We start from the raw sequence: 24,929 nt of genomic DNA on the forward strand, positions 1-24,929 counted from the left end.
TGTCGCCACGGGTCTATCCACGTTCAGTCATCCTTTCAAAAAGCTCCCCGACTTTCCTTTCCGGTTCGGAGAACGTCCTCCAATGGTCGCAGCCGGAACACGGCTGGTCCAGCCCATCTCCGTTATCGATATGGGCCTTTCGAACCCGCCGGTAGGCGTCTCCGCGCCAGATCCGCTCCATGGACTCGACGTTCACATCGCCCAGCGGACGAATCCGATCCCAGTCATGGTTGCATAGCGCAACCCGGCCGTTCCAATAGATCACCATATCTCTGAACGGCTTAAAGCAGGGGGTTCTGGTTTCGCAGGACTCGCTCCCTGACTCCTTTTTCAATGAGCCGAACCGACCGTCCCGTGAGTGCTGTTCGTATACTCGGACCCGATCCACGCGGTTACTCCAGTACGCAACGAAATCTTCCACTCCGGACGCTGTATTTTCCGTTCGCACCACCGACACCTGGATCTCGGGTTTATCGATCTTCCTTCTCTTTTTCAGATCGCAAAAAACCTCGATGTTTCTTAGTACGACTTCCAACTCGGCGCCTCTTCGTACCGTTCGATAGATGTCGGGATCGATGGAGTCCAGGCTGAACGATACAAAATCCAACTCGAGATCCAAAAGGGCGCGAGCCGCTTTCTCGCTCATAAGCGTGGCGTTGGTGGCGAACTGAATGGGTCCGATTCCCCGCTCTTTGGCGTATCCGAGCATCTCGATCCACCTTGGATGAAGCAACGTCTCCCCTCTAAAGAAGGGCACCAGCGCCGTGCGACCGAAGGAAACCATTTCGTCCACGATCTTCCTGAACAGTGCAACTTCCATGTAACCTTTGGAGCCGGTCATGTGTTCGCGGGGACACATGACACACTCGAGATTACAGTGGTTGGTCAATTCCACGGTGATGCGATCCGGAAAATGCAGAGCTTGGATCTCGAGGTTAAGACGGCTGTTCGTTTCAATTTCCCTGACGTTGTTCCGTTTCAATGTGTTCTCCGTCAATAAAGATCCGGTTCCACCATTCGAAGCTGAGCAGCGACCAGATCAGGAGCCGATGGTTGGCTTTGCCCCGCAGATGCTCATCGAGGGTCGTTTCGATGTATTCCTTGTTGAAATAACCCCTGTCCAGACTCCGATCAGAAAGGATAAGATTTCGTATGAACTGTACGAGTTGTTGCATGTACCAGGATTGGTCCGGAGCGCTGAATCCCTGTTTGCGGTTTTCTATGATCTCTTTGGGAAGAATCCCCTCCATGCCTTTCCGCAGCAAGTATTTCCCGGAAAGGTTGATGTCTGTTCTGGCGGACTCGATCCAAGAATCGTTCAAAAGATATTTGCAGGGGATTTTTGTCGTGAAATCCACCAACTCGTTGTCCAGGAACGGCACTCGTGATTCCAGGGAATGAGCCATGCTCAGTTTGTCTTCCACGACCAGAATTCCGTGCAAGAACGTTTTCGCGTCAAATCGAAGCGCCTTTTTAATATAATTGTCGTTCGATGAGCCATTGATGGCCCGCCGGAGCGTATCGAGGGAAGAATACCCGCCGATCTTGCGAAGGGCTTGGGCGGAAAAGAATTTCTGTTTGTCTCTGTCTTTAACAAGTCTCGACCAGTAGTCGTACGTTACCTGTTCGAACTCCTCAGGGGATGCGCATTCCCTGACCAATTTGTATCGCCAGGGATACCCCGCCAAGGTTTCGTCTCCACCCGCTCCAGCAAGCACCACTTTTACGAATTTGCCGGCCAATCGGGAAAGGAAGAAATGCGGATAGGACATGCCCACCCGCAGGTCTTCCATGTGCCAGATCACTTTCGGCAGAGCCCACTCCAAGTCGCCGGCGTGGATGACCATCTGATAGTGTTCCGTACCCAATTCCCTGGAGATCAGTTCGGCCTTGTCTCGTTCATCGAAGAAGTTTTCGATGCTCACCGCAGTAGCTACGTCAAAACCTCCGGTAAACGTCATCATACGTGGAATGTTTTTTGACGCGAAAGCTACGATACTCCCTGAATCCAGACCTCCACTCAGATAGCTCCCGACCGGCACGTCGGCCACCAACTGGCGGCGCATGACCTCGGCAAAGCATTCCCTGAACAGCCCGACATAGGCTTTTTCATCCCCTTCGTTCCGCTCTTCGAAACAGAAATCCCAATACCGGTTTTTGACGATTTGTCCCCTCTGGACAACCAGATAGCACCCCGGTTCCAAGATCTTGATTCCTTTGAACAAGGTGGTTTCGCCGAAGGTGTTCTGAAAGGTGAAATAATCGTTGAGAGCCTCATAGTCCGTCTGTGCCTCCACTCCCTCCACTTGCAGCAACGCTTTGATTTCGGAGGCAAAACTGAGAATCCCGTTGACCACCGTATAATACAGGGGTTTGATGCCGTAGCGATCCCGGGCCAGAAGGAGCCGGTTCTTTCGACCGTCCCAGAGTGCAAAAGCGAACATGCCGTTCAGGCGCCCGATCGCTTCTTCTCCGTACTCTTCGTACAAATGAATAATGACTTCCGTGTCCGAATTGGAAAAGAAACGATGTCCTTTGCCCAGCAATTCCCTTCGCAGATCTTTGAAGTTGTAGATCTCCCCGTTGTAGGTGACCCAGATGCCGTTGGCGCGGCTGGACATGGGCTGGTGGCCTCCGGCAGTAAGATCGATGATCGATAACCTGCGGTGCCCCAATGCGAGATTGAAATCACCATTGCCTTCAAAGGCCGAGCGCCAGCTCTCGCGGGAGGAAAGGTCGGGCATGTCCGGACCCTTTTCAACCCAGTAGCCCTCTTCTCTGTAGGGTTCGTTCTCCACATGAAAGAAGACGTACCCTTCGTCGTCGGGTCCCCGGTGCTCCATAACGTCGCACATTTTCTTCAGGCAATAGGAGGGGACGGGCTCACTCTGCAAGTGGTACATGCCGGCAATCGCGCACATCGGCCATCTCCAAGTAATGTTTGCCCATTATACGTATTGAAAAAAGGCATATGACGGTGAATCACCTTGTGTACTCTTCATTCACCGATATAAATCGAAGTCCGACTTTCAACAGCATCTGTTCATGCGTCCTTATCATTCCTGCCTCCTTCAAATTCCGGCTTTTCTACAACGAGTCTATGTAATCCTGTCGTTGCATATATCATTTTATAATTATCGAACTCGGGAACAATCCTCTCTCCGTTCAGCATTCTAACGGTTAGATCAAAATAATCCACGCCGGCGGCATGGACGCATAGTGCCGCCGAATTGGAAAATCTTGGATTAATTTCAGTAACTTTGAAAGATCCGTTTCCCAAATCATATACCTGTATGTTGGCTGGCCCGAAGAAACCCATATAATCCAATATATTCTCCACAAACCCCATTATTCTTGGGTGACACGGTATGGTTTGTCCTCTGGTTATGCCACCACCTTGCCCGGCTTTTAGGCGATATAAGGTAACGATCCGCTTGAGTTCAGTATCTTGGACAAAGAAGTCGACATTAATTTCTTTTCCAAATCCAAGATATTCCTGAAGCAAATACGAATCGTGCTCGGCGTTCAGTTTTCTTCCGTAGTATTCGAGGTCATAGCTGTTTTCTATAAGTGCAAACAGGTATCTTGAAGAATTCTTCATGGATACATATCGTGGTTTCAGATATTGCGGATAATGGATCGAGCCTATGTTCTCGAGGCCGTCGCGTAATAGAATCGTAGACGGAGTGGGTATGCCAAGGCTTTCAAAGAATTCGAATGTCTTCAGTTTGTCGACGGAGATGTCAATCGCCTTCTTGCCGGCAACAAGAATGTCTGTGCCTGAACCAAGGAACCTTTCTCTTTCTCTGGAAAAGAAAATCAGATCTAGATCCGCCATTGGAACAATCAAATCGATCGATTCCATTCGGCAGATTGCATTTACTTCATCTGCGAATTCGGCACTATCCGATCTCGACACCTGATAACACTTGTCAGCACAAAGAATCCCCGGAGCCAACGGATCGATTTCGGTAGTGATCACTTTTTCTACATTAGACGTCTTTCTCCATATGTCCAATATGATTGATCGGTTTCCAGCAGTTGGCAATAGAAGTCTCATATCAAGTGGCCTTCCTATTTCGAAATGATAGTCCTATACTCTTATATATACCTTTCCTGGTTCTCTTATAGTAACTCAAGAAAATCAGGTCACTTAGTAGATCTGAATGCCATTATGACATTGGGAGAATAACGTCTTTCGAACACAGCTCCGCCGGCCATTTCTGTATGGGGCTAAAATAGCTTGTATTTGGCAAACGCATGTGGTTTTGAGTCCCGGGTATCGTGTCATTCGGGCCTTTGCCAACTCCGTACCAGCCGCCGCTGAAAATCATCGGCTAAAGTGATCTCTCTGTCCCATTGAGAGTGGATGATACGTCCCTTGCTGATGCGCATCGGATAGTCTTTCACTATGCTTGTCGACTGCTTTGCGAATCCGTTGGATTCGGCCGGGGAATCCAGACCGAGCATACGATAAAGGCCGATTTCGGCCAATGCCCCTAGCTCGCCTTGAACACCGTTTCCCAACGTGACCCGAAGATTGGATTTCTGCAAACGACGAGCCATGGACCATGTCCTCATGGCGGAAGCATGTTTCATCAGTTTTAACTTGACGGAAACGTCTCCGTCGAGTTGTTCGACGGTCTTAAGGTCATCATCCAGCCAGACAGACTCGTCCAGGCAAATGCGGACGTCCGGGCGCAGCTTCAGGAGACGCACAATGCTTTCCCAATCCTGTGAGGGAAAAGGTTGCTCCAAATACTCCACATTGGAATGGTTCGAGGCATCCCAGAGTCGCACCGCTCCTTCTCTGTCCAATCCCTGGTTCGCATCGATCCTCAGATGTTGTGCAGCATCCAAATGGTCCAACACCGTTTCGATTCTCTGAATATCAAAGTTAACATCTCTTCCCACCTTAATCTTCAGCGTGTCGAAACCCGACTCTGCCAAAGACGTCACTTCTTCGCCAAGGGCCTCCCGCGTTTCCGCAAGGAGCATTCCGATGGTCCGCACGGCAAAAGCATGGTCAAGATAGGCATACAGGGCCTTCTGCTCGAGCGCCCCCATAAGAGCAGCCATACTGAATGGGGTAATCTCGGAGATACGGTAAAGCTTCAGAAAAGCCTCGTCTGCTCTCAGGCCGATAATCTCTTCCGCAGCCTTCAAACTTCTCTCCCACACGTCTTCCGGACCTTCCCAGCCATATCCCGGCAAGGGAGTACTCTCTCCCCACAGCATGGATTCTTCCGTCTCTAGCATACACAGAATGGTATTAAAGACGTACAGGGTACTGAAACTGAGAGAATAAGGCCTCTTCAGGGGTATTCGAACATAGTAAATACTCGCTCGCCTGATCCTGTCCAACCCAACCCAGGAAGCGCATTTCTCCAGATTAATCGGATCGCTCATTAAAGGTAACCTACCGCTTCGTAGCGTAAATTGCTTAAGCAGTCTAAACGCATGGGCCGATACCGAATCACTTGATCGACAAAGTGATCTATGTATCCGGCCAGCTCGTCGTTGTCATCGCACCGGTGATTCGGAGGAGTGCCCCTGAAACCGGGACCAATCATGATTGCATTGTGGCGCAAGGCAAAGTTCGTTCCTCTGAGAAAAAAGAGGGATCCTGAAAAGACCGAAGAGAATTGGATCAAGCCAATAGGTAAGTTGGAGAGTTCAAAGTTGTTTCTACGCATGGAGCGTGTTCTTTCCACGAAAATCTGGTATTTTGCCCCATCGATCCGCCGACCCGGCGCATCCACTATTAACATGCCCTCGCTTCTCAGCATCCGCTCTCGGATTTCGACCATATCGTCGGTCTGTACACACACAGACTCATTGGGCGTGGGATTCGGGCACGCAATGCAACCCAGACATCTGCCCAGCTTGAAATCCTCTAAAAACACCGCATCTATCTCCGCGTTTACGGAAACCAGATGCTCTATTCGCTCCTGAATTTCCACCGTCGGCCTCTTGGGGTAAAGGACCATGACTCTGGGTTTATACGAAGGCAACTCGTGAATGGGGAGGATTTGTGACAGGACTGCGACCCTACTGCCGGTTCCATAAGAAGTTTGAAGCCCGAAATTATCGTCCAGAATGGCGCCCGGGTTTCCCGCCACGGCTGTTCCACCGTACTGACTTGTGGGCGGGCCGTTTCCAACCAGGTTTGCTCCCAAGGACAGGCAAACCTGAAGTCCGAGAACGTTTGTGGTTTCCTGTCCGCCGTTTCGCTTTGCCCCGACGGACACGAACCCGGCCACCTTACCTTTGAGCGGGAGGTAGCCCAACCCGGCAATCAGATCAAAGGCGGATTCAACCAAAGAAGATCTGTCTCCGAAGTACACTGGTGTACCGATGATCAATCCCTGACAGGCTCTGATGGAGCTTTCCAGGCTCGGACAGGCGTCAGGAGATATCGGCCGATCCGGTTCTCGTGGAAACAAGTCTACCAATCGAAACAAGTCAATATCACAGCCCTGTTCCATCGCGCCGAAAGAAGCGGCGATCACGATGCCTTCCGTGTTGCTGATGCTGTTCTTAGAAGACAGCGAGTAAATATGTTCGTACACTCCCGCAAAACTTTTGAGCTGCGGCAGTTTTCTGTTGAAATGCTCGACCGGGTACCTGCTGCGGATACTCCCGGATAAAGCCGTGACCTTTGTTGTGCGTTTCCGCATTGCGATCTTCCTTCATTGAAGCATCGGTGGTAAGGTAGCCCTATTAGAAGCCAGCCTTGCTCGAATGATCACGCTCATACCCACTGTTGATGGCATCACTACTTCTTCACTGACTGCTATTCTACTTAGCACTCGATCTTTCCATTGTCGGAATTAGGGTCCGTAAAATAGAAACCATAGAATAGAATAAATTATGTTATTCGTACACATTAAGCTATGATACAAAAGTCAGATAGCAGGAACTTCGGTCAATTATATATTCTTCTGTCGTACTTGGGCACATCCATACCAAGCTCTTTGAAAACATCATGTTCTATCATGTATCGATAGAAGTCGGATTTAGATCCACTTTGTAGTAGATGTTCCTGCTCATACCAGCTCAAATTGATAAACTGTTTCACCGGCTTGGAGGCGGACAGGTTTGCATAAACCTCGATGTATTTCTCGATCCAAAGCGACATATCTGCCCGTTCTGCAACCCACTTGCGGCTTTCTCGGGCGATCTTTTCTCTACCCCCGTTTCTTTTCATCCGAATAGCCGCTTCCACTTGGCTCTTGAAGTTCTGCTTCGTAATCCGGAGCACGGGTGGATAGCCGCGCAGGCGATCCATCAGGTCGCTCTGGTAAACCAGAATCGGTATCTCCCAGCTCATCATTTCCAGGCCGAACAAGCCGAAGCCGCCCACGGCAACCTGTTCGAGGGCATAGTCGGCGTGGGCGTAAATCCGCTTGGCTTCTTGGGGCGGCAAACCACTCACAGTCAGTATTTCAATCGGCATTCCCTCTGCCTTGCATTCTTCGATAAGCCGATTGATTACATAGGATCCTTTCTTCCAGTTCGTCGTGGCCGCGTGGAGGAAGTACGTTTTATCAGGGTCTTTCTTCACGGGAAATTGCCCCGCTATCCTTATTTTCTCAGGCGGATCCCACTCCGCCATGTCGATCAGTCCGCCTAGAAAGAGGCCTCGGGGGATACACGTCAGTCCGAACATCACGTCCGCGTACCGGTTAATCAGCTTGTGCAGTCGATAGTGCTCCAATGTGAGGTAGTACGGCTTTGGCGGCTTGTGCCCCAGAAATCGGGCCTGGTGATACAGAATCCATTCCGGTCCACGCTGCTCACTTCCCCAGAACGAGAAAAGAATCTTCTTTCCTTTCGATTTCAGTATCTCCAGGTCTCTGTAATCCGGATAAAGGGATCGACCGAAATGGAAATGAAAAATGTCGTACTTTTCTATCGCCTCTCTGGCAAAACTGTCTATTACACGAAATTGCTCTTTCTCCGGTAGTTCGTTCACCTTCAAATTCACGGAACATTCGTACTTCAGCCACGTATCGTGATAGTTGACATCCGTGGCGTCCAGTCCGTATCGGCGAAGAAAACGGCAGATGCGCGCCATATTGCCCGCAATTTCAAAAGGCGCATGCAATATCTTTTTGTCCGATAGAATATCGAGACGCTCGGTCAGAATCTTATCTTCGGTTTTTCTGGAGACATCCTCGTCGACGGTGACAGACCCGCAATGGTCCCGTACGAAACGTGCGCCGGTATCTTTGGAGGTAGCCGACCACTCTTGGTGAGGCCCTCCCGGTTTTTCGACAGGAGGCGCTGCCGGCTCTGGTCTCCTCTCGCCGTCTTCTTCATCCAAGTTTAAAACCGGCTTTTCGCTATCTTGACGCATCGCCACGCTCTCTTTTTCAACACATGCGTCCTGGATCAACCCTAACCGAGACTCCGAATCCGTATGAGCCGGCTCGGAACTTCCAAACACGTTCGGCGAAGCGCCGGAAGGAGTATGCTCACAGGGCTTACCCTGTAGGGATGGCCTGAGTACGTCAGAAAAGGCATCATAATTTTCTCTCAGAATTCGATCCGCCTCCTCATGGCGGCCGGAGGCGCGATACACATCCGCAAGATTCGCAATGGCGCCCTGGTGATCCCTGGTCCGGGCAACGGCCTGCAGAAAGAATTCTTCCGCTCTTTTGAGGTCTCCTTGCCGGAAGAGCACGACTCCGTAATTGTTCAATGCCCTGACATTGTCCGGGTCGAGCTGAATCAGGAGTTTGAAAATCTCTCCGGCTTCATCCACATGGCCTCTGTTGAAAAGCTCTTCAGCCCGATCAATCTGATGGTCGTACGTCATCGTTTAACCATTAAATACTCGTGAGTGTTGTCATAAGTGTTTTTTCTTTGTTTAAACAAGCCATTGGAGATTTTTCGCCGGCTTTCCTTAAAATTCTTAAGCTTTATCCATCGGCCTTCGGCATCGGGGTCGAGGCTTCCGAGTCGGCCCCGGCATCCGTCTCTCGTTCCGCGTCGGCCGTCGCGGGAACCCGATCGATATGTTCGCTCGGTCTTCCGTTCAACTTCCTGAAGCTCTCGTAGATCTCGGTCCTTATGATCTCCGTCAAACGATCGACAAGATCCTCGAGGACATGCGAGACAGAGGAACCCACCCCGGCCCCCTCGGAGGATAGCGATCTCTTGATGCGATCCAAGGAAATTCCCTGATCCTTCAATTCCTTGATTCTTCCAATGACCGAGATTTCTTCGCTGCCGTACCGCCGTTGCCCTCCCTTGGTTCGCATGGGTGTCAAAATTCCTTCGAATTCCTTCTCCCAAAATCGTAGCGTGTGCGGAGGAGTGTCCGTCATCTCGCTGACCTGCTTTATGGTGAACAAATCATTTCTCCGCATAGCATTAGGTGGATCGGCATAATTGAACATTAGCTTTAGGTTTAACTTTAGCAACAGTCATGCCAGGTGGCGCTCGATCAAAATAGAGGTATGTTCAATGTGTTACCCGTTATAGCCCTTCTGAAACGAAGGAACAAAATGCCCAAATCTCCACTTTAAGCTAGGCAAAAAGGGCCTCTCGCCCTCCATTTTTCGAGTCCATCCCGGAGAGGCGGCCTTCCAAAAGGGATGGACGCATCCAGGAGCCTGCACGATTTTTCCGGAGCCCGAATCCTCCGCTCTGTTCCACGGGCGGGTTTCCGGGAAGAACCGCCGGAGACGACGTTTGACCCTCCGAACCGCCCTCAAAGAGGGGATTTGCGCAAGCCGGGCCGTTCCAGGGAACGCAGTAATACCAGGAATCGATCGAGGCATGCCTTTTGCACCGCCAAGCATGATATTCTCTTCGAATACAGGACATGAAAGATGTCCACGCAAACAACGGCCATGCGTGCCCGCGGACGGAAGTTGAGGACAACTGGACAATTCTGTAATTTCCTACTCGGATATGCAGGAGATATTATGGGACGTGACGTTCTGATCCTTGTTCCCCAAGGCTGGTATATAGATGAATGCTGCGTGAATCCGGCCGAGAAGCAGGCTCCCACGGCGGCTCTGGTCATGTCCGCCTATCTGCGAAAACTCGGCCATCGTCCAACCGTACACATCTATGGGGACGATTTGAATCTCTCTTTTCCAAAGGTTCCGGACGCCCTGATGGTCTACACGCCCTGGAACGGTTTCAGGCAATGGTCCGCTCCGGTCTTTCAAGCTTTCAAAAGACAGTTCCCGAATTCGACAACTATTCTCGTCATGTACGAATCATTGGTCGACTTTGAACTCGAGGCCATGGTCGAGTGTCCGGACATCGATTATGCAGTGTTGCCGAATGAAAAGGAGATTTCGGCAGGCGTTATCCTCGATCATGGAGCCCCTCGCTGCACCGATGGTTTTGGGGAGCAATCGGGAATCGCGTTCCGTGATCTGGATGGAGTTCCCAGGTCCGGAGGAAAGCGGCCGTTTTGCGACGACCTGTCTCATTTACCTTATTTCGGACCGGATTTGGCTTTGTTTCTCAAACAGTACCCCGAGGGCAGTTTCAACAAAGTAGGCGTCCTGATCCAAAGGGGATGTGCGGGAGACTGTATCTTCTGTCCCTTGAGGCATACGCAATCGAGGTATCGGGACCCGGACACCGTGCTCGACGAGTTCCTATTGATTCAGCGGCTTCTGGGCTATGAAGCGACCGGAACGACGATTCTCGAGTCCTTCAGAGAACCGGCTTTTCTCGAATCCTTTTCCTCTTTGATTCTATCCAAGGGAGTCAAAATCGGTTGGGGCACGGGAGCCAGGGCGGAATTTGTCAATGACATCGGATTGTTGAAAAACCTTAAGGCAACGGGCCTTACCTCACTATATTTCGGTATCGAGTGCGCCACCGAGGAAACACGCAGAAGAATCGCGAAACCCATCGAAGACGATCACATCCGCAACGCATTGGAAATCACGAAAGAAGCGGATCTGAATTTCATTCTCGCCTACATCATAGGTTTCCCCTGGGAAGACGGCGCATACCATGAAGAGCTGAGACATCAGGTGACCCGGCTTGGATCCGATACACACTGCAAGAGGGTGTCCCTCAGCAAACTCATACCCTATTCCGGTCTGCCGGTGGAGAAGCTGCTCATTCAGGAAGGCATCCTGGAAAGAAGGAATAGGTTTTCCGACTGGCAGGATCGGAACAAGAATACGATCGTCAGCAAGACGAACTATCTCGATACGGGTCAGCTGCAGGAAGCGGCGCGAAAGCTCAGTTCCAGGGTTAATGAGATGGAAAGACACAGAGCGGCAAATAGATCGTAGAGCGCGGCGCCATTGTTGGATCCTTACAACACACGGCCGGCGTTCCCTTGAACCCCGAAACGGCTCCACCCACACAGCGCGACCCGTCGGCCGGGATAGGATGGTCAGCAGGACCGTTGCACGCCGGAACCGTCGATTTTTGAACTGCGATCAGCCACGGGTGTCGCTCTTTATGCGCCCTTGACTATCATCTCCTCGAACCGAACCACGCTGTCCTCCCAGTCGAATCGGGCCGCGGTTTCGAGCCCGCATTCGACCAGCCGGGAACGCAAGTCCGCGTCTTCGAGCAATCGTTCGACAGCTCCCGACAATTCGGAAACATCTCCGTAGGTACAGAGAAGGGCGTTTTCTCCGTCCCAACAGTAGTCTTCATTGCCTCCGTTGCGCGTGCTCACCAGGGCCGAAGCGCACGCCATGGCCTCGAGTCCCGTGAGCCCGAACCCCTCCTCTTTGGAGGTGGAAAGGAAGATGTGGGAAGACGCGTACAGCCGGGCCAGTTCGTCCTGCTCCGGGTTGCGGTAATAGAGAAACTCGAGGTCAAACTCGGGCCGCGGCCCCATACCGAAAAGCGCGATCCTCACTTCCGGAAATCGGCTTTTCACGCGTTTCAGGGTCTCCAATCCGGATGCTCCGCCTTTCAAAGGATGCGAGGAATAGCAGTACAGCATGCGAAGGGGATCCGTCGGCCGCCTCAAATCCGGTGTCGGGTGGAAAACCCGGCGATCGATGCCGCTGTGAACGAGCCGCACCGACCTCCCGAAACGCTCCATGACGGCTCTTTGCACATGTGACGATACGGCGATCAGCTCCATGGATCCGTCCCTGTAGGTCCGTTCCGAATCCGTTTCCTCGTTTGGATCGCTGAAGAAATGCTGGGCCAGAAATACTCGCCTGAGGCCATCGCGAACGGGTATCCCGCCGATCAGCCGGTGTTGGCTGAACACGGCCACCTGGACCCGGTTCAGAACTTCATCCCACCGCTCGGGTCCGATCACGGGCGCCCCAAGTTCGAACCAGTCCGAATATTGCGGTTGCCACGCAAGCAGGAATACGGGGTACTTCTTTCCGGCCAACCGATGGGCGTATTCCAACAGAACTCGTACGCCCCCGAACGGCTGGTTGGCGCTCTCGAGGAGGATGGCTATGGCCGGTTTTCGAGAGTCCGTTGGAAACGGAACCTGCAGTTGGTCTCGAAGCGAGACAGCCCGTTCCAGCACATTGGGGTCCCGGTTTCCCAAATCGATGGAACGCCGGAAATGACGCAGAGCTAATGCCGGTTTTCCCTGTTTTTGGGCGTTGACCGCGGCAACGGAATGGGCCGCAGCATCATCGCGGTTCAGTTCCAGCGCCTTCCGAATGTGCTCCTCGCTTTCTTTCGTATTCCCGACACTCGAGGCCAGCGCCCCCAGCCTCACCCGGATTTCTCCGTCGCCTACTCCCATTTCGGCCAACCGCTCGTACAAAAACCGGCCACCCCTGTGATCTCCCATGGAAAAGAGAACCTGCCCCAGAAGGCGACAGGATTCGACAAATCCCGGGTCCGTTCCCCAGAAGCGCTGCAGGAAAAAAAAGTCCATTTTCGCCAACAACGGCCGAAGGGCTTGAAGATAAGCGGATATGGCGTCCACTCGATGCACGTACGTATGCCGGTCCAATACCTTCCGTCGGGCGCGGCCGGCCATCTGCCTTCTCCGGCGAGCATCGCCAAGAAACCTCCGAACCATGTCCTTCAATTCCGGCCCGGAACGGAAGACGGCGATTTCTTCGCCTTCCTCGAACAAATCAAGGATGTCTTCGCGGAAATCCGTCAAGAGAAAACCTTCCGCTGCCGGTACGTCGAAAAACCGCTGATTCAGTCCGGTTCGAACCTGAGGTCGGGAAAGATTCAAGTTGATCGCCGAAGTTCCGTAGATGCCCGGCAGGTCTCCGTAATATTGCGCCCTTCCACCGAATTGTTCGGGCCGAACCAACTCGAGCCAGTCCTCGTCCCCATACAACGTCAGGTCGAAATCCATTACCTGCGCGATCATGCCCGCCCGGTACCGGTATGCCCGATACTCGTCAGCGAGGCGGCACAAGGCGTCCCGATCCACACTTTCCGTAGCTCCGCTCAGCTTTTTTCGCGCCTCGACGACCATCTCTTCCGGATCCCAGGATTTCCGCTCAGCCTCCTCGAAAAAACGGATCAGTTGAGGAAGCCGGCCCTCCCCGATGTCCAATGTCTTGCGGGATAAGGAGCGAAATGAACCCAAACACAGACTACCCACGAAGGTCACGTCCTGCTGGTCTCGTTTAGCTTCCGGCGCAGGGCGAAAAAGGTCCGGGTCCGTGGCGTTGGGCAGGTAGACCACGGAGGACGCCTCGAGATGCTCCTTCAATGGCTGTATGTAGGCCTGGTCAAAGCAGAAGATCGTCTGGTAGGGGTTGTCCGTACGGCGGATAGGGTCCAAATTCCAGAACGGGCTGTCCAGATGCCAGGATAGAGTGGGGATCTTGAGGAGGGCCAATACGCGGGCAAGCCTTCCCAAAGGATCGTTCAGCCCTCGATGATTCAAGGACAAAGCCGCATCGGGCTTGAACTCGATCAGTTCCTTCAGCACGCGCTTGTAGTCGTACAGAACCCACTCGTCGCCCTCCTGCTTTCGCGTGTCCAGGTGGATCTCTTTCAGGTCATGGTTCCGCAAACGTATGGATCGGGAAAGTTCGGAAATAATGAAGTCGTCCGAGGTTCTCAGGAGTGCAAATCTCATAGAACAACCGAACTCATCTTACAGATAGGGGAATTGGGACGCGGTCGCCCGACACTTGGAGATTGAAAAGGGTCCGGGATCTGGATGGAGCCATACTTCCGACGTTCCAGGTTTCCTTTGTTGACGCCGAAAAAAATCCTCTTTGGCCTTTAAGGGCGCATCCGGACAGGTGCCCGATGACGGACTTCCCGATGGGAAGGGGATGCACTACCGGTCATCTTCCGCCACCATTCTGTTCCTGCCTCCTGTTTTGGCTCTATACAACGCCTGATCGGCTCGCTCGAAAAACGATGCAGCGGTATCGGCGGCTTTCAAAGAAGCCAACCCCAGGCTCAGCGACACTTCCACGTAGGTGTCCGCGTCTTTGTGAAGCTTGAAAGGCTTCGACCCCACCGCGGCGACAATCTCGCGACCCAACTTCCGGGCCTTCTCTTCAGGCATATCTTTAAACAGAATGAGGAACTCGTCCCCTCCCAGCCGGCCGAGAAAGTCATCTTTCCGTATGCTGGAACGGGCAATCTCAACCACCTTTTGCAGTACTCGATCGCCGGTCTTGTGCCCGTGGGTATCGTTGATGCGTTTGAAGTGATCTATGTCAAATATCATCATGACGGCCGATGCGTTGTCCTGAGCCATCAACGTTTCGAGCATTTTGTCAATCGCTCCGCGGTTGAACGCTTTTGTCAGGGGATCCACCATGGAGCGAAGTTTAAACAGCTTGGCTTCTTCCTCAGCCTTCTTGGATTGCGCCTTTACTCGCTGAAATTTTTCTTTGGTCGCCTCCAGTTTCTTCTGCAGTTTTTCCATCCTCACTGCCATCTTCCGGGATCGATCGTCTTCCGTTTTCCTCTTCTCGGTAAGGGCCGCCCTGATGTCGTTTATTTTCTGCATGACCCGTTGCTGGATATGGTTGAGGTCCAGATTGAGGCGAAAAGCGGTTTCGATCTGGACGATGTCCTCTCGCATACGTTCCTGAAAAGCTTGTTCCCCCTGGGCCCGTTCGGCTTCATCCGCGCCGCCGACACTGCTCAGGAATTCCTCCTCGAACTTCAGGAGCTGGAACGTAATGCTCTTTATCAATTCATTTCGAGAGCGATTTTCGATATCGACGTGCTCGCGCAACGACGCAAAAAGAGAAAAAATGTTCTCTAGATACTTGTAGTAGACGTCCTGATCAAACTTTTGCCTGATCTGTGTCGCCACTCCGCCGGCCTTGTTCCTGAGTTCACCCGGCCAATACAGAGCGAATTGGCCGCAGACCTGTATCAGCAACTCGGCCATGAGTTCCAGATATCTGTTTTCAACCTCCTCGATCGAAAGACCGAATCCTCCCGTCGTTTTTTCAGGGGGCTCTTTCTGCACCTCCTGCTGAAACACGCTTTCCCGCAGGTCGGAAACGAGATGCTCCACCGTTTTCAGATACGGTCGGTCCTGATTCAGTTCCCGTTTAAGCTCGCTCATGTGATTTCGCGCAGCGTCACTCACCAAGGTTTCTCCCGGAATCAGAGACACCGCGCTTTTAAGGATTCCGCGATCCTTTTCCGGAAGATCGTCTCTCAAATTTTCAGAATCCATAGTCCGTTTCTCTGCGAAGGAAATTCTAGCCTCGGCCCTTCGGTGAACATGATGGCGATTTCAGCTGCGCCGGAAACCCGGAGAACTACGGGGGCGGACAGTTAAGACGAGAGAATGGCGGTTGGTGAAGAGTCCGATCCCCATCGACCGGTCATGTACGAACCGGCCGGCAGCGGCTGAGTCGCCATGAGTAACCCGGAAACACTGTCAGAAATCCAGTGAAATCCCCACGAGGACGGAGAGATCGGGATCGCTCTCTTTGTCCACGTAGGCGGACTTCCGATAGCGGTCAAGGTCCAATCCCAAAAAAAACTTCGTATCTTGGGTAGGTCGATACTGGATGCGAATTTGGTTCCGGTTCGAACCATCTAATCGGTGGGAGGCGACGGAAAGCCGAACTGAATCAGGACCGACCGTATCTGAAAACGGTGGAGCATCTCGTTTCCGACCTCCACAGGAGCACCCGGCGCCGTAGATGCTACTGCCGCATTCGTCTCAACAACGTTCAGGGTCAGACCGTCCGCCACTGCGTTTTCAGCGGAGATCGAGTCTGTCGGCCCATATTCCGGGATGCTCAGCTCGCCGGTATACAGCGGCATGGGCATACTGTCCCGGGCAAGGGCGTCGAGACATTCCTTTTCCACGGAGCGGGCGTCCGGCGAATCAGCGTTTTCTTCACCGGCTTTCAAGGCGGTGGACTCGGAAGAAAGCGATTGCCGGGTTTCCGTGTCTTTTTCTGGCTTGGAGCTCTGGATTTCGGGAATAGACAGGCTCTGTCCTACCTGAATCAGGTCGGGATTCTCCAGGCCGTTCAAATCCGCAATGGCCTTCACATCCACTCCGTAAGCCTTGGATAACCCCCAGAGCGTATCACCCGAGCAAACTGTATGTACCAGGCGTTGACTCGAGAGTTTCAGTTGGTCCTGAAATGTGGCCGCATCCGTTCCGGAGGCCTCGTCTTCAAATGTCAGTCCGGCCCCCTCTTTCAGAAACCAGCGCCCCGACTCCCCCAATTTCCCCACGGCGTGAGGATTCTGACGTTGAATTTGCTTCCACGTTACGTTAAACCGCTCTTTAATGGCCGTAATGGTGTCGTGCTTCTGGACAACGTACTCGACCATAACCGCGTCTCTATCCCAGGAATCTGTGACGGGTCGAATAATCCGAATCCGTCAAAACCAGCTGTTTTGCCACGTTGATTTTCGTGTTGATCAGTATGGGACCCGCGAGATTCGCTGTAATCCGGGAAGGATCCTGCCCCACGGTGACAATACAGTACACCACACAATCCTCCACGTTTTCGATAGAAATCGCCGCGGCGTCTTCCGGCTCCAAAGCGATCCTGTAATCCGGTTCTATGGACCGTGGATCAACGACCACAAAGGCCAATTCCGGGTCTTCAGCGGACTGGAGCCACTTAAACGGACTCGATTTGTCCGATTCGAGAAAGAAATACCGCTCAAAACCGGAAAATCCGAGAATGCCCTCTTTCACCGACATTATGGCCGTCTCTTCGACGTCTAGGTCACCAAAACGGGTCGTGCTAACTTTCATGGTCATCTTTTCCGGGGCTGCGCTTCAGCCAGGCCTCTGTGACTCGCTGCAAATCCGGAACTCCGGCCTTGGCCGCTAGGATGTTCTCTTGCCTTACCTTCAGATAGATCTCTTCCCGATATATGGATACGCTTTTGGGTGCATCGATACCCAGTTTGACCTGTCCGCTTTTGATCTCCATGATCGTGATGCGGATATCATCTCCAATGGTGATCGTCTGGCCCTCTTTCCGGGTAAGTACGAGCACGTTCGCCCTCCGTGGCTTCAGGCCCTGTACATGGTTTCGCTCTAAAATCCTGCCGAATATTCAGTCAACCGATCCTCTCCAACGGTTCCCGCCAAACCACCGGACGTAACGTCTAATCGCCTGCTAATCCAAGAAGTCCAACAGACTGAGAGATACCAGACGTGAAGCAGACTGCAACGTCGCCTGAACCGCTTGTTCCTGGTTGAGCAAACGCGTTATAGCCTCCGTGATGTCTACGTCTTCCGCTTCCGACAGCAGTCCTTTGAGTTCCAGACTATACTGCTCGATGTACTGCTGTGTTTGATCGACGATCTGGAGTCTCGCTCCTGATTCCACCAAATGCTCCGAAAACCGGTCCATGCCTGCCTGCAGGTTTGCGGCTACGTTCTCGAGCGATTCGGAATCGTTATTCATCAGAGCCTGTTTGAAATCATACAGGGTATCCAATATGTCCCGACCGGCCGAAAGGCCCAGGAGTTGCGCAGTATCGTCATCTACGCTTAACACCACGGGTACGGCGCCGTCAATCAGTGATTCCAGTTTGAGCGCCGTTGAATTCTTATTGAATTTCGATCGCACTTCAACGTCGGCCGAATTGATTCGGGCCATCAGTTCACGCATGTTCCGGACGCCTTCCAGATCCACTTCAACCCGTTTGGAGCCGTTGACGATTTCTATCTTACCCGGATCCACGCCTGCTCCACCGTAAAGGTCTCCGACCCCGGTGTACGCCTTCAGCAGAGGATTGAGGTCCGTGCCCGTAATACTGCTCGGCATACCCTCCGCCCCTGCGGTTTCGTCCGAGTATTGGGGCGAAAACGGACCGGCTCCGGAAAACACCCAATCGGTTGTAATGCCCAGAACGGATGCCGCGGATGACCCGGCGCCGGCGGGCAGCGGGCTCGTAACCCAATGGATTTCCATCTCCGTGGATGGGGTTATGGCGAACACGCCCCTATCCGGCGAGTAATCCACCTGGAACGTGGCAGTGGTCTCGTTCGTGGGATCCGTAATGTCCAAAGCCTGCTCGAGGACGTTTTTCAACGCTTTCGCCATCTGATTGCCGTTATACGTCCCCGGAGTCAGCGTCGCCTGGTAGGTCGTCCCGGACGCTGCCGAAGGTATGCTGAAATAGACGGTATTGATGTTGTCATCGATCGTAATCAGGCGATCCTCTTTGTAGATTCCCAGATCCCGCGCCGTATCCGACATGAAAACCCGCATGTTCGTCACGCGATCCCTCGGGTCGTTGGTGTCGATCAGCTCGAGACCGTTGCCTTCCCCGTTCATCAGCACCGTGATGTTCACTCCGGCCGAAGCAAAACCCGCGTTCATGCGCTCTACGAAATCATGCACCGTAAGATCCGGGATGACAAATTGACTGGTGTAGGACACTTCGCCCACCAGCGTCGAACCATTGACGAATCCCAGAAGATCCGAAGCGTTCCCCGCCACGGTCCAATCGAGCGTTACCGGCGGCGCTCCGTCTTCATTGATAAATGTGAAGGTTCCATCCCGGAACTCCACGGTGTAGTCATGACCGCCGCCGGAAGCCAGGGATTCCGCCTCCATCCGGCTTTCAATCGCCTGCGCCAGCTGGGCCCCGTCATAGAAACCCGGCGGTATTTCCACCTGCGCCACCCCTCCGTCATTGAATCGAATGATGTTGTTCCGGTTTGCGCCGCCCCCGATCACTTCGAAAGGCGCCATATCGATCCGGGCCAGGTTTCCGGCTCGATCCATCGCGCTGACGTGGTAAGTTTGTACGGCGTAGTCACTCGTGTACGAAAGGGCTCCGGATGTAGCATACGGTCTGAAACCCAACAGTCCCAGAGCGGTTGAGGCCGGATCCGCCCAATCTAGGTCGAGGGAGCCTCCGCGCTTCGCTATGCTGAATCGTCCGTCGGAGTAGTTAACCGAAAAGTCCATGGACGCTGTCGCGTTATTGAATTCCTGTTCTATCACGGCCGCCAACTCCTCGCCGGTGTAGGTCCCGGAAGGGATGGCAAGGACTCCTCCTCCCAGATCGCTGTTGTAGCTGATCGAGTTGTTGAAGGCATCCACCACGTATTGCGGCGGGGCTTCCATACGAATACCCGCTCCCCCATTCAGATCCTTTACAAAAACGGAGTCCGTACCGTCGTCATAGTAGGAATTTTCCCGATACTCGCGCGCCAGATCGAGAGACAGCGTCTGTCCGGCCGCCCATCCCGAAACGTCCAGGTGCAGATCCCCCACCAGGTCGCCATCGAAATCCAACTCGATACTGGAAGCATTGGATGAAGTTACGGATAGGGACGGAAAACCGCCGTTGTCGGCAATGGCCCAGGTTCCGCCCGCCTGGAGTGTGAGATCGATTTGGTGATTCGACGGATTCAGGATGGAATCCAGATTCAGCAGTGTCGTCGAATCCAAACTCCCCGGCCCGCTTCCTGCGATCGTAATTCCGGCTTCAGTGGAAAACCCGATCGTTCTCAAGAAATCGCTTTGCCTCTCAGGGCCCTCACCGGCCATCAGTCGAATGGTGGACGTCATGCCCGAGCTTTGGGAAGTAATGGCAAACTGGCCCCCCCGGCTTTCGGAATAATCGACTTTCACGGCGTTGGTGGCCGCGTTGATCCTGGACTGCATGTGATCGGCCAGCTCTTCAGCGGTATATGCACCGGCGGCCAGAGTGATCTCCGTAACCCCCCCGCCGTCCACGTTGATCCGGAACCGGTCGTTGACACCGCTAAGTATCGTGAATTCGACCTCTTCCTCGCTGGTGACCACATCGCCGGCGTTCAACGGATTCGGATCCCGATTCGCAAATGCGAGCGTCTCCCTGATCTCGCTGGCCGTCCACAGCAATTGCATGTCGGAGTTGTTCGACTGATTGTTCGTTATGGTGAACCGGTTCAGTGTCTCCTGATCGTCGATAAAGTCGTACTCCACGCTGTACTCAAACGAGAATCCGGAAGCCGCGCTCTTGGCTTCCATCGCCTGTGCAACAAAACGCGCCACCTCTTTTCCGTCGTACACGACTCCTCGAACCGCATCACTGTCCGCCAGGAGATCCGCCGTGACGGTAAAATCCTTCCGGTTAAACGTTGATTCCACCTGCGTTTGATCGAACGCCGTACCGGCCGTCTCCGTGGCGGTGAACGTATCCGAACCCGGCACGCCCGCTTTGGCCGCTACCGTCAGTTCATCGGTGGTCGCGTCGTAACGCGCTGTGAGCCATTGCGAAAGCACCGTATTTCCATTGACGGCGTCCGCCAGATCGGCCCCCAACGCGTCCTGGGTAGGGGGAACGCCATAGTTCACGGTTATGGTTTCTTCCGTATTCCCAAATTGGAAGTTGATCGAGTACGTGGTGTCCCCCAGCGCCGCCGAAACGGTGTTCACCGCCGCATAGCCCGTTTCCACGAACACCAGCGAGTCGTTGGTATCGTCAAACACAAATCCGGAATCGACTTCAGCCACGGCGCCGGAGAACCGGCTGTGACTGGTGCTGAACGGCGTGGTGACGGTCCTCATCTTATAACTATTGCCCGTTTCGTCCGAAGCTTTGGCCGTGAGGCTGAAGACACCGTCTTCGTATGTGGCGTCGACGGCGTCGTTGAGATCAAGGTCGTGCCGGACGGCTCGCACCAGGCCGCGTCCGAGTTCATCCTGGGTTGCCGAAGCACTGGTGGTATAAGAAACCGTGTGATCCACGCCGTCATCCAGCGTGATCGTGATGTCGTAGGTGCTATTATCGGCGGGGTTGGATAACACCCAGTTGTTCAGTTGCGCCTGTTGTCCCGTGGCCATACCACTATACGCATACGCCAGTTTCCCGGTGTTATTATGGGGCTCGGCGATGACCGGGTTCAGATCCGCCACCAGGAAGTCACTTCCCGGGAGGTTGTAGGCCTGGAAAACCCCGTCGTTTATTTCCGCCTGTATGCTCTTGCCATTCCCGTTGTATGTGCCGTCGGCATTGAATGGCGCATATGCGGTCCGGGTGCCGCCGAAAATGTAGGAATTGCCGACTCGCGTGTTGCCCAGACGAATCAAGCTCTCGATTACACCTTCTATCTCCGTCACAGCGGCCTGCCGGCTTTCCGCGCTTTGAGTTCCATTGGCCTGTTGGACCGCCAACGTTTTGGCCCCCTGAAGCAGATTCGACGCTTCCTGCAGCACGCTCTCCGTGGTGGACAACCAGGAATCCGCACGCACTATGTTTCGAGGATATTGTTCGGTCCTCGAAATCACTTCCCTGTAAGACAGGATGCGCCCCATATCCAGCGGCCCGTCCGAAGCCTTGAGCACCTGTTTTCCGGTGCTCACCTGGGTTTGATATTCGAGCAGGCGTTCTTGATTGTTCAGGATGCCGCCAAGTATGGACTGGTAAATCATGTTTTGGGTTACTCGCATGAGCCGGTATCCTCCCGCTGATTACCTTCGGAGTGTATCCAGAAGAGTCTGAAAGAGCTGATCCGTTACGGTGATCAGCTTGCTGCTCGCTTGAAAGGCATATTGGAACTTCATTATCTGGGTCATCTCTTCGTCCAGGGATACTCCGGAAACCGAAGATTTGAGTACTTCCAGCTGCTCCACGATACTGCTGTAATGTTGTTCATTGGTCTCGGCCTCCAGTTTGATGACCCCAACGCGACCTACGATTTCCCCGAAATAGGTTTCAAAGGTAGCCGTTCCTCCGTTCATGACGTTGCCCATCTGCAACTCGTTGATACGCAACGCCACACTATTGTCGCCCGCGTCCGGAGATTCCCCTGCAGCGATCTTGTCCGTGTTCGCCACCACTTCCGAGGCCACCGCCATTTTGGAAGCCATACCCTGCGAGCCGCTTATATGATACGTGTCCCCGGGCTGAGGGACCAACGGCGGATTGAACGGAGGAGTGGTGCCGTCCGCTATGGTGATCTGCATTCCGTCGAAGCGGATCGGAATACCGCTGGCATAGGTCCAGACATAATCACCGGGCGCGCCCGTGGGATCCTTGAGTTCGTCCCCCGTCCGTTCGTTGACAATCCTGAACTCGGTTCCCGAAATAAACTCGATCCTATAATCGTCCATGGTCAGGGCAGTTATGTCAAATACCGAGCCTTCGAGGGTTAGATGGCCCGCGTTCCGGTCGTCACTCTGTATGGTGGGCGGGAGAATCTCGAAGAACCGATTACCGCTGGTTCCGTCGAGTCCATATCCGCTATAGTGCAGCTTGTTGACTTCATTGACCACGCTCGCGGCCAGCAGGTCCAGGTCTTCCAGGATTCCCGGAATGGTCTCGTCACGCAGAGTCAGCCACGCAGCCAGCTTCCCCTTCGAAATATTCGGCATGACGCTGTCCTGATTGCTCCCACCCATATATTTTATGTCGTGGAATTCCGACTCCGACAGCAGGTCGTCCGCTGAGAGATCCCATTTATGTTGCCCCGACACCAACGGACTTCCGCCCGACAAGAAGACATGAAATACGGGCTCCCCGCTGGGGCCGGACTCCTCGAGATACTCGATATCCAGATACGTGGCCAACTCATCGACGAGTTGGTCCCTCTTATCCCTCAAATCGTTGGCCACAACGTCCCGGCCCGTTTCAGCGGATTGGATGAGGCTGTTTAGTTCTCGTATTCGCTCCGTTATACTATTGACTTCCGCTATGGCGCCCTGAATCTGAACATCCAGGGAACGCCTCGTCTGGTTGAGGGCGTCGCTTCTGGATTCAAAGGCCTGGGCCAGTTTGTTCGCAGCGGAGACCACGGCGTTTCTTTCGGTGTATCCGCCGGGCTCGTTGGCAAGGTCGGACCATGCGTTCCAGAAGTCGTTCAAGGACTTGTTAATCCCATACTCTTCGTTCTCGGTAAGAATGGTCTCCACCTCGTTGAGAACCCGATTTTGGGCTTCCCAGCGAGACTGAAACTGGCTTTCCCGATTCGTTTCACGGTAAAGAAAGGTGTCCACTTGGCGCCGGATGGACTGAATGTTAACACCATTTCCCAGTTGCCCGAAGGCGGCTTCCGATGGACGTTCACTTGTGAACACCACTCTCTGACGCGAGTATCCTTCCGTGTTCACGTTGGCCACGTTGTGGCCGGCGACACCCAGCGCCACTTGGTTACGTAGCAGTGCGTTGGCCGCCAGTCCCAGCAATGAGTTTAAATTCATGACACCCTCCCTCGGGGTTTATGCGTTTCTAGAAACGAGTCTTCCGCTATTCGGTTGAATGTTCCGCATGATACCGGACGATCTGTACGTCTCGGTCTCGTTACGGTTCGGGATCAACGTCAGCAAAAACCGCTTGAAGTGACGGCGGGAATGCTCGACCAATCTACGGTTTTGCTCGTTGGCTGACAGAACGGCTCGAGTTAGATGCTGTAAACGGATGCGAACCTCGTTCAGACGATGGTTCCATGGGGGAGGGGCCACTGCCGCTATGCTGGAAAGATTGGCCGACTCGGAAGGTAGTTTCAGGGCTCCCGCTAGTTCGAGGGCAATCCTTTGACGCTCTGCTTCGAACCTGCGGATGTCTTCGATCAGTCGACTTTTTGAGTCGTTGTTTAGTCCGAGTTCGTCCGACGCCAAACGGGTCAGGAACGTCCGTTCCGCCCGAATGGTATCGGCGAGTGTCTCGTAGCAGTCCGCTTCTCGGGTTAAAATCCCGAAAAGATCGCAAATCAGATCTTCCACACCAAACCCCTCCTGATGGTACGGAGGGGAAGAGGATGGTCGATGGACAAATCAACTAAGCCATAAAGTTGAAGAGGGAATCGCGAATGATTTTTTCGGCGATTTGACTACCGTTTACCTGGTAGGTTCCCTGCTCAATCCGTGACTTGACTTGCTCCACCTTCTCTGCTCGTACGTCGGGCTGCGCCTCAAGAGCGTCGCGGGCACTTTTCATTTCCTGGGCTCGGCTGGAGATCTCTACACTCTCCCTCGCACCCGAAGGTTTCTCGGCGCGCTCATGACTTTGTTGCTCCTGAGCCCGCTCCGTGTCCGCGGTTTTCATCTGCTTGAGTAATTCCGCCTGTTGGCTGGTCGTTTTATCAATCCGCATAAGATTGATCGCCTCCTTTGGAGTATTCATCGATTTTATCGGCAGCAGATGTCAGAACTTTAGCCTGTTTTGCAGGCGATATCAATAAAATCATAGGATTCTTGAAACTCATTCCGGTTCTTCTCCCGCCTGCGTTCCGTCAGCCGCTGCTTCCTCCCCCTCCGTTCCCGTCGATGAATGCTCGGCAGCCGGCTCCATCTGTTTCATCAGCATCTCAGCCAGCCCCAAGCCTCCCCGTTCACTCAACACGACCGATAAACCCTGATCGTACAGCGAAGTGTACAGCTCCTCTTCCCTCCGATTTCCCCAAAATTCGCTCTTGGGGATGGTTTTCCTCATGCCTTTCAACAATTGTTCCCAAAACAGGGCTTCGAACTCTTCGCATGCTTGTTTGAGCACCTTTTTATCGGCTTTCGGGCCCTCAACCGTCTGAGGGTTCAAGTGCAACAAAAAGTCAAAATGCCCCATTCCCGTGTCTTCCC

The 24,929-nt window shown here is 53.4% G+C and carries 18 protein-coding genes; 1 reads left to right on the forward strand and 17 read right to left on the reverse strand.

What is annotated here, in order from left to right:
- Positions 1–13 precede the first annotated feature (13 nt).
- The 7 genes from HY788_20705 to HY788_20735 form a co-directional block, all read right to left on the reverse strand.
- A complete protein-coding gene (locus tag HY788_20705; protein MBI4776563.1) occupies positions 14–982 on the reverse strand; it encodes a radical SAM protein in 969 nt (322 codons plus the stop codon).
- On the reverse strand, positions 954–2,921 hold the full coding sequence (asnB, locus tag HY788_20710) for an asparagine synthase (glutamine-hydrolyzing) (protein MBI4776564.1): 1,968 nt from the start codon (positions 2,919–2,921) through the stop codon (positions 954–956). Before asnB ends, HY788_20705 begins: the two co-directional genes overlap by 29 nt.
- A 122-nt stretch (positions 2,922–3,043) precedes the next feature.
- Positions 3,044–4,060: an ATP-grasp domain-containing protein gene (locus HY788_20715; protein ID MBI4776565.1), complete on the reverse strand. Its 1,017-nt coding sequence runs from the start codon at positions 4,058–4,060 to the stop codon at positions 3,044–3,046.
- Positions 4,061–4,287: 227 nt separating this feature from the next.
- Entirely contained in the window at positions 4,288–5,409 is a 1,122-nt protein-coding gene (locus HY788_20720) for a hypothetical protein (GenBank protein MBI4776566.1), read from the reverse strand.
- A complete protein-coding gene (locus tag HY788_20725) occupies positions 5,409–6,680 on the reverse strand; it encodes an NAD(P)H-dependent oxidoreductase (protein MBI4776567.1) in 1,272 nt (423 codons plus the stop codon). The genes HY788_20720 and HY788_20725 overlap by 1 nt, the downstream gene beginning before the upstream one ends.
- A 248-nt stretch (positions 6,681–6,928) precedes the next feature.
- Positions 6,929–8,824 (reverse strand): tetratricopeptide repeat protein, encoded by a 1,896-nt coding sequence (locus HY788_20730; GenBank protein ID MBI4776568.1) that lies wholly within the window; start codon positions 8,822–8,824, stop codon positions 6,929–6,931.
- Between the two features lie 103 nt (positions 8,825–8,927).
- Positions 8,928–9,362, reverse strand: coding sequence for a MerR family transcriptional regulator (locus HY788_20735; protein MBI4776569.1), 435 nt, complete (start codon positions 9,360–9,362; stop codon positions 8,928–8,930).
- A gap of 576 nt (positions 9,363–9,938) precedes the next feature.
- Here HY788_20735 and HY788_20740 point away from each other — a divergent pair.
- Positions 9,939–11,279, forward strand: coding sequence for a radical SAM protein (locus HY788_20740; protein ID MBI4776570.1), 1,341 nt, complete (start codon positions 9,939–9,941; stop codon positions 11,277–11,279).
- A gap of 170 nt (positions 11,280–11,449) precedes the next feature.
- Here the strand turns inward: HY788_20740 and HY788_20745 are convergent, their stop codons facing one another.
- From HY788_20745 to HY788_20790, 10 genes are all read right to left on the reverse strand, one after another.
- Complete coding sequence (locus HY788_20745) at positions 11,450–14,029, reverse strand: glycosyltransferase (protein ID MBI4776571.1); 2,580 nt, start codon at positions 14,027–14,029, stop codon at positions 11,450–11,452.
- A gap of 207 nt (positions 14,030–14,236) precedes the next feature.
- Positions 14,237–15,604, reverse strand: a complete 1,368-nt coding sequence (locus HY788_20750) for a diguanylate cyclase (protein ID MBI4776572.1) — start codon at positions 15,602–15,604, stop codon at positions 14,237–14,239.
- A gap of 368 nt (positions 15,605–15,972) precedes the next feature.
- The gene (locus HY788_20755) at positions 15,973–16,725 is read right to left on the reverse strand and encodes a LysM peptidoglycan-binding domain-containing protein (protein MBI4776573.1); all 753 of its coding nucleotides are present in this window, start codon (positions 16,723–16,725) and stop codon (positions 15,973–15,975) included.
- A 10-nt stretch (positions 16,726–16,735) separates the two neighbouring features.
- Complete coding sequence (locus HY788_20760) at positions 16,736–17,158, reverse strand: flagellar assembly protein FliW (protein MBI4776574.1); 423 nt, start codon at positions 17,156–17,158, stop codon at positions 16,736–16,738.
- Positions 17,148–17,405, reverse strand: coding sequence for a carbon storage regulator CsrA (gene csrA, locus HY788_20765; GenBank protein ID MBI4776575.1), 258 nt, complete (start codon positions 17,403–17,405; stop codon positions 17,148–17,150). Before csrA ends, HY788_20760 begins: the two co-directional genes overlap by 11 nt.
- 123 nt (positions 17,406–17,528) lie before the next feature.
- Positions 17,529–21,806 carry a flagellar hook-associated protein FlgL gene (gene flgL / locus HY788_20770; GenBank protein MBI4776576.1) on the reverse strand — a complete coding sequence of 1,426 codons (4,278 nt, stop codon included), beginning with the start codon at positions 21,804–21,806 and terminating at the stop codon, positions 17,529–17,531.
- Between the two features lie 21 nt (positions 21,807–21,827).
- Positions 21,828–23,555, reverse strand: coding sequence for a flagellar hook-associated protein FlgK (gene flgK / locus HY788_20775; protein MBI4776577.1), 1,728 nt, complete (start codon positions 23,553–23,555; stop codon positions 21,828–21,830).
- 18 nt (positions 23,556–23,573) lie between these two features.
- Positions 23,574–24,077, reverse strand: a complete 504-nt coding sequence (locus HY788_20780) for a flagellar protein FlgN (GenBank protein MBI4776578.1) — start codon at positions 24,075–24,077, stop codon at positions 23,574–23,576.
- A 55-nt stretch (positions 24,078–24,132) separates the two neighbouring features.
- The gene (gene flgM, locus HY788_20785) at positions 24,133–24,447 is read right to left on the reverse strand and encodes a flagellar biosynthesis anti-sigma factor FlgM (protein ID MBI4776579.1); all 315 of its coding nucleotides are present in this window, start codon (positions 24,445–24,447) and stop codon (positions 24,133–24,135) included.
- A 108-nt stretch (positions 24,448–24,555) separates the two neighbouring features.
- Positions 24,556–24,915, reverse strand: coding sequence for a rod-binding protein (locus HY788_20790; GenBank protein MBI4776580.1), 360 nt, complete (start codon positions 24,913–24,915; stop codon positions 24,556–24,558).
- Positions 24,916–24,929 lie beyond the last annotated feature (14 nt).

This window comes from Deltaproteobacteria bacterium (assembly GCA_016208165.1).
Taxonomy (GTDB): Bacteria; Desulfobacterota; Desulfarculia; order JACQYL01; family JACQYL01; genus JACQYL01.

Bases quoted from the DNA above. Each gene is read 5' to 3' on its own strand.
- asnB (MBI4776564.1), bottom strand. From the start codon at position 2,921: ATGTGCGCGATTGCCGGCATGTACCACTTGCAGAGTGAGCCCGTCCCC.
- HY788_20715 (MBI4776565.1), bottom strand. From the start codon at position 4,060: ATGAGACTTCTATTGCCAACTGCTGGAAACCGATCAATCATATTGGAC.
- HY788_20720 (MBI4776566.1), bottom strand. From the start codon at position 5,409: ATGAGCGATCCGATTAATCTGGAGAAATGCGCTTCCTGGGTTGGGTTG.
- HY788_20725 (MBI4776567.1), bottom strand. From the start codon at position 6,680: ATGCGGAAACGCACAACAAAGGTCACGGCTTTATCCGGGAGTATCCGC.
- HY788_20730 (MBI4776568.1), bottom strand. From the start codon at position 8,824: ATGACGTACGACCATCAGATTGATCGGGCTGAAGAGCTTTTCAACAGA.
- HY788_20740 (MBI4776570.1), top strand. From the start codon at position 9,939: ATGGGACGTGACGTTCTGATCCTTGTTCCCCAAGGCTGGTATATAGAT.
- HY788_20745 (MBI4776571.1), bottom strand. From the start codon at position 14,029: ATGAGATTTGCACTCCTGAGAACCTCGGACGACTTCATTATTTCCGAA.
- HY788_20750 (MBI4776572.1), bottom strand. From the start codon at position 15,604: ATGGATTCTGAAAATTTGAGAGACGATCTTCCGGAAAAGGATCGCGGA.
- HY788_20755 (MBI4776573.1), bottom strand. From the start codon at position 16,725: ATGGTCGAGTACGTTGTCCAGAAGCACGACACCATTACGGCCATTAAA.
- HY788_20760 (MBI4776574.1), bottom strand. From the start codon at position 17,158: ATGAAAGTTAGCACGACCCGTTTTGGTGACCTAGACGTCGAAGAGACG.
- flgL (MBI4776576.1), bottom strand. From the start codon at position 21,806: ATGCGAGTAACCCAAAACATGATTTACCAGTCCATACTTGGCGGCATC.
- flgK (MBI4776577.1), bottom strand. From the start codon at position 23,555: ATGAATTTAAACTCATTGCTGGGACTGGCGGCCAACGCACTGCTACGT.
- flgM (MBI4776579.1), bottom strand. From the start codon at position 24,447: ATGCGGATTGATAAAACGACCAGCCAACAGGCGGAATTACTCAAGCAG.
- HY788_20790 (MBI4776580.1), bottom strand. From the start codon at position 24,915: ATGGGGCATTTTGACTTTTTGTTGCACTTGAACCCTCAGACGGTTGAG.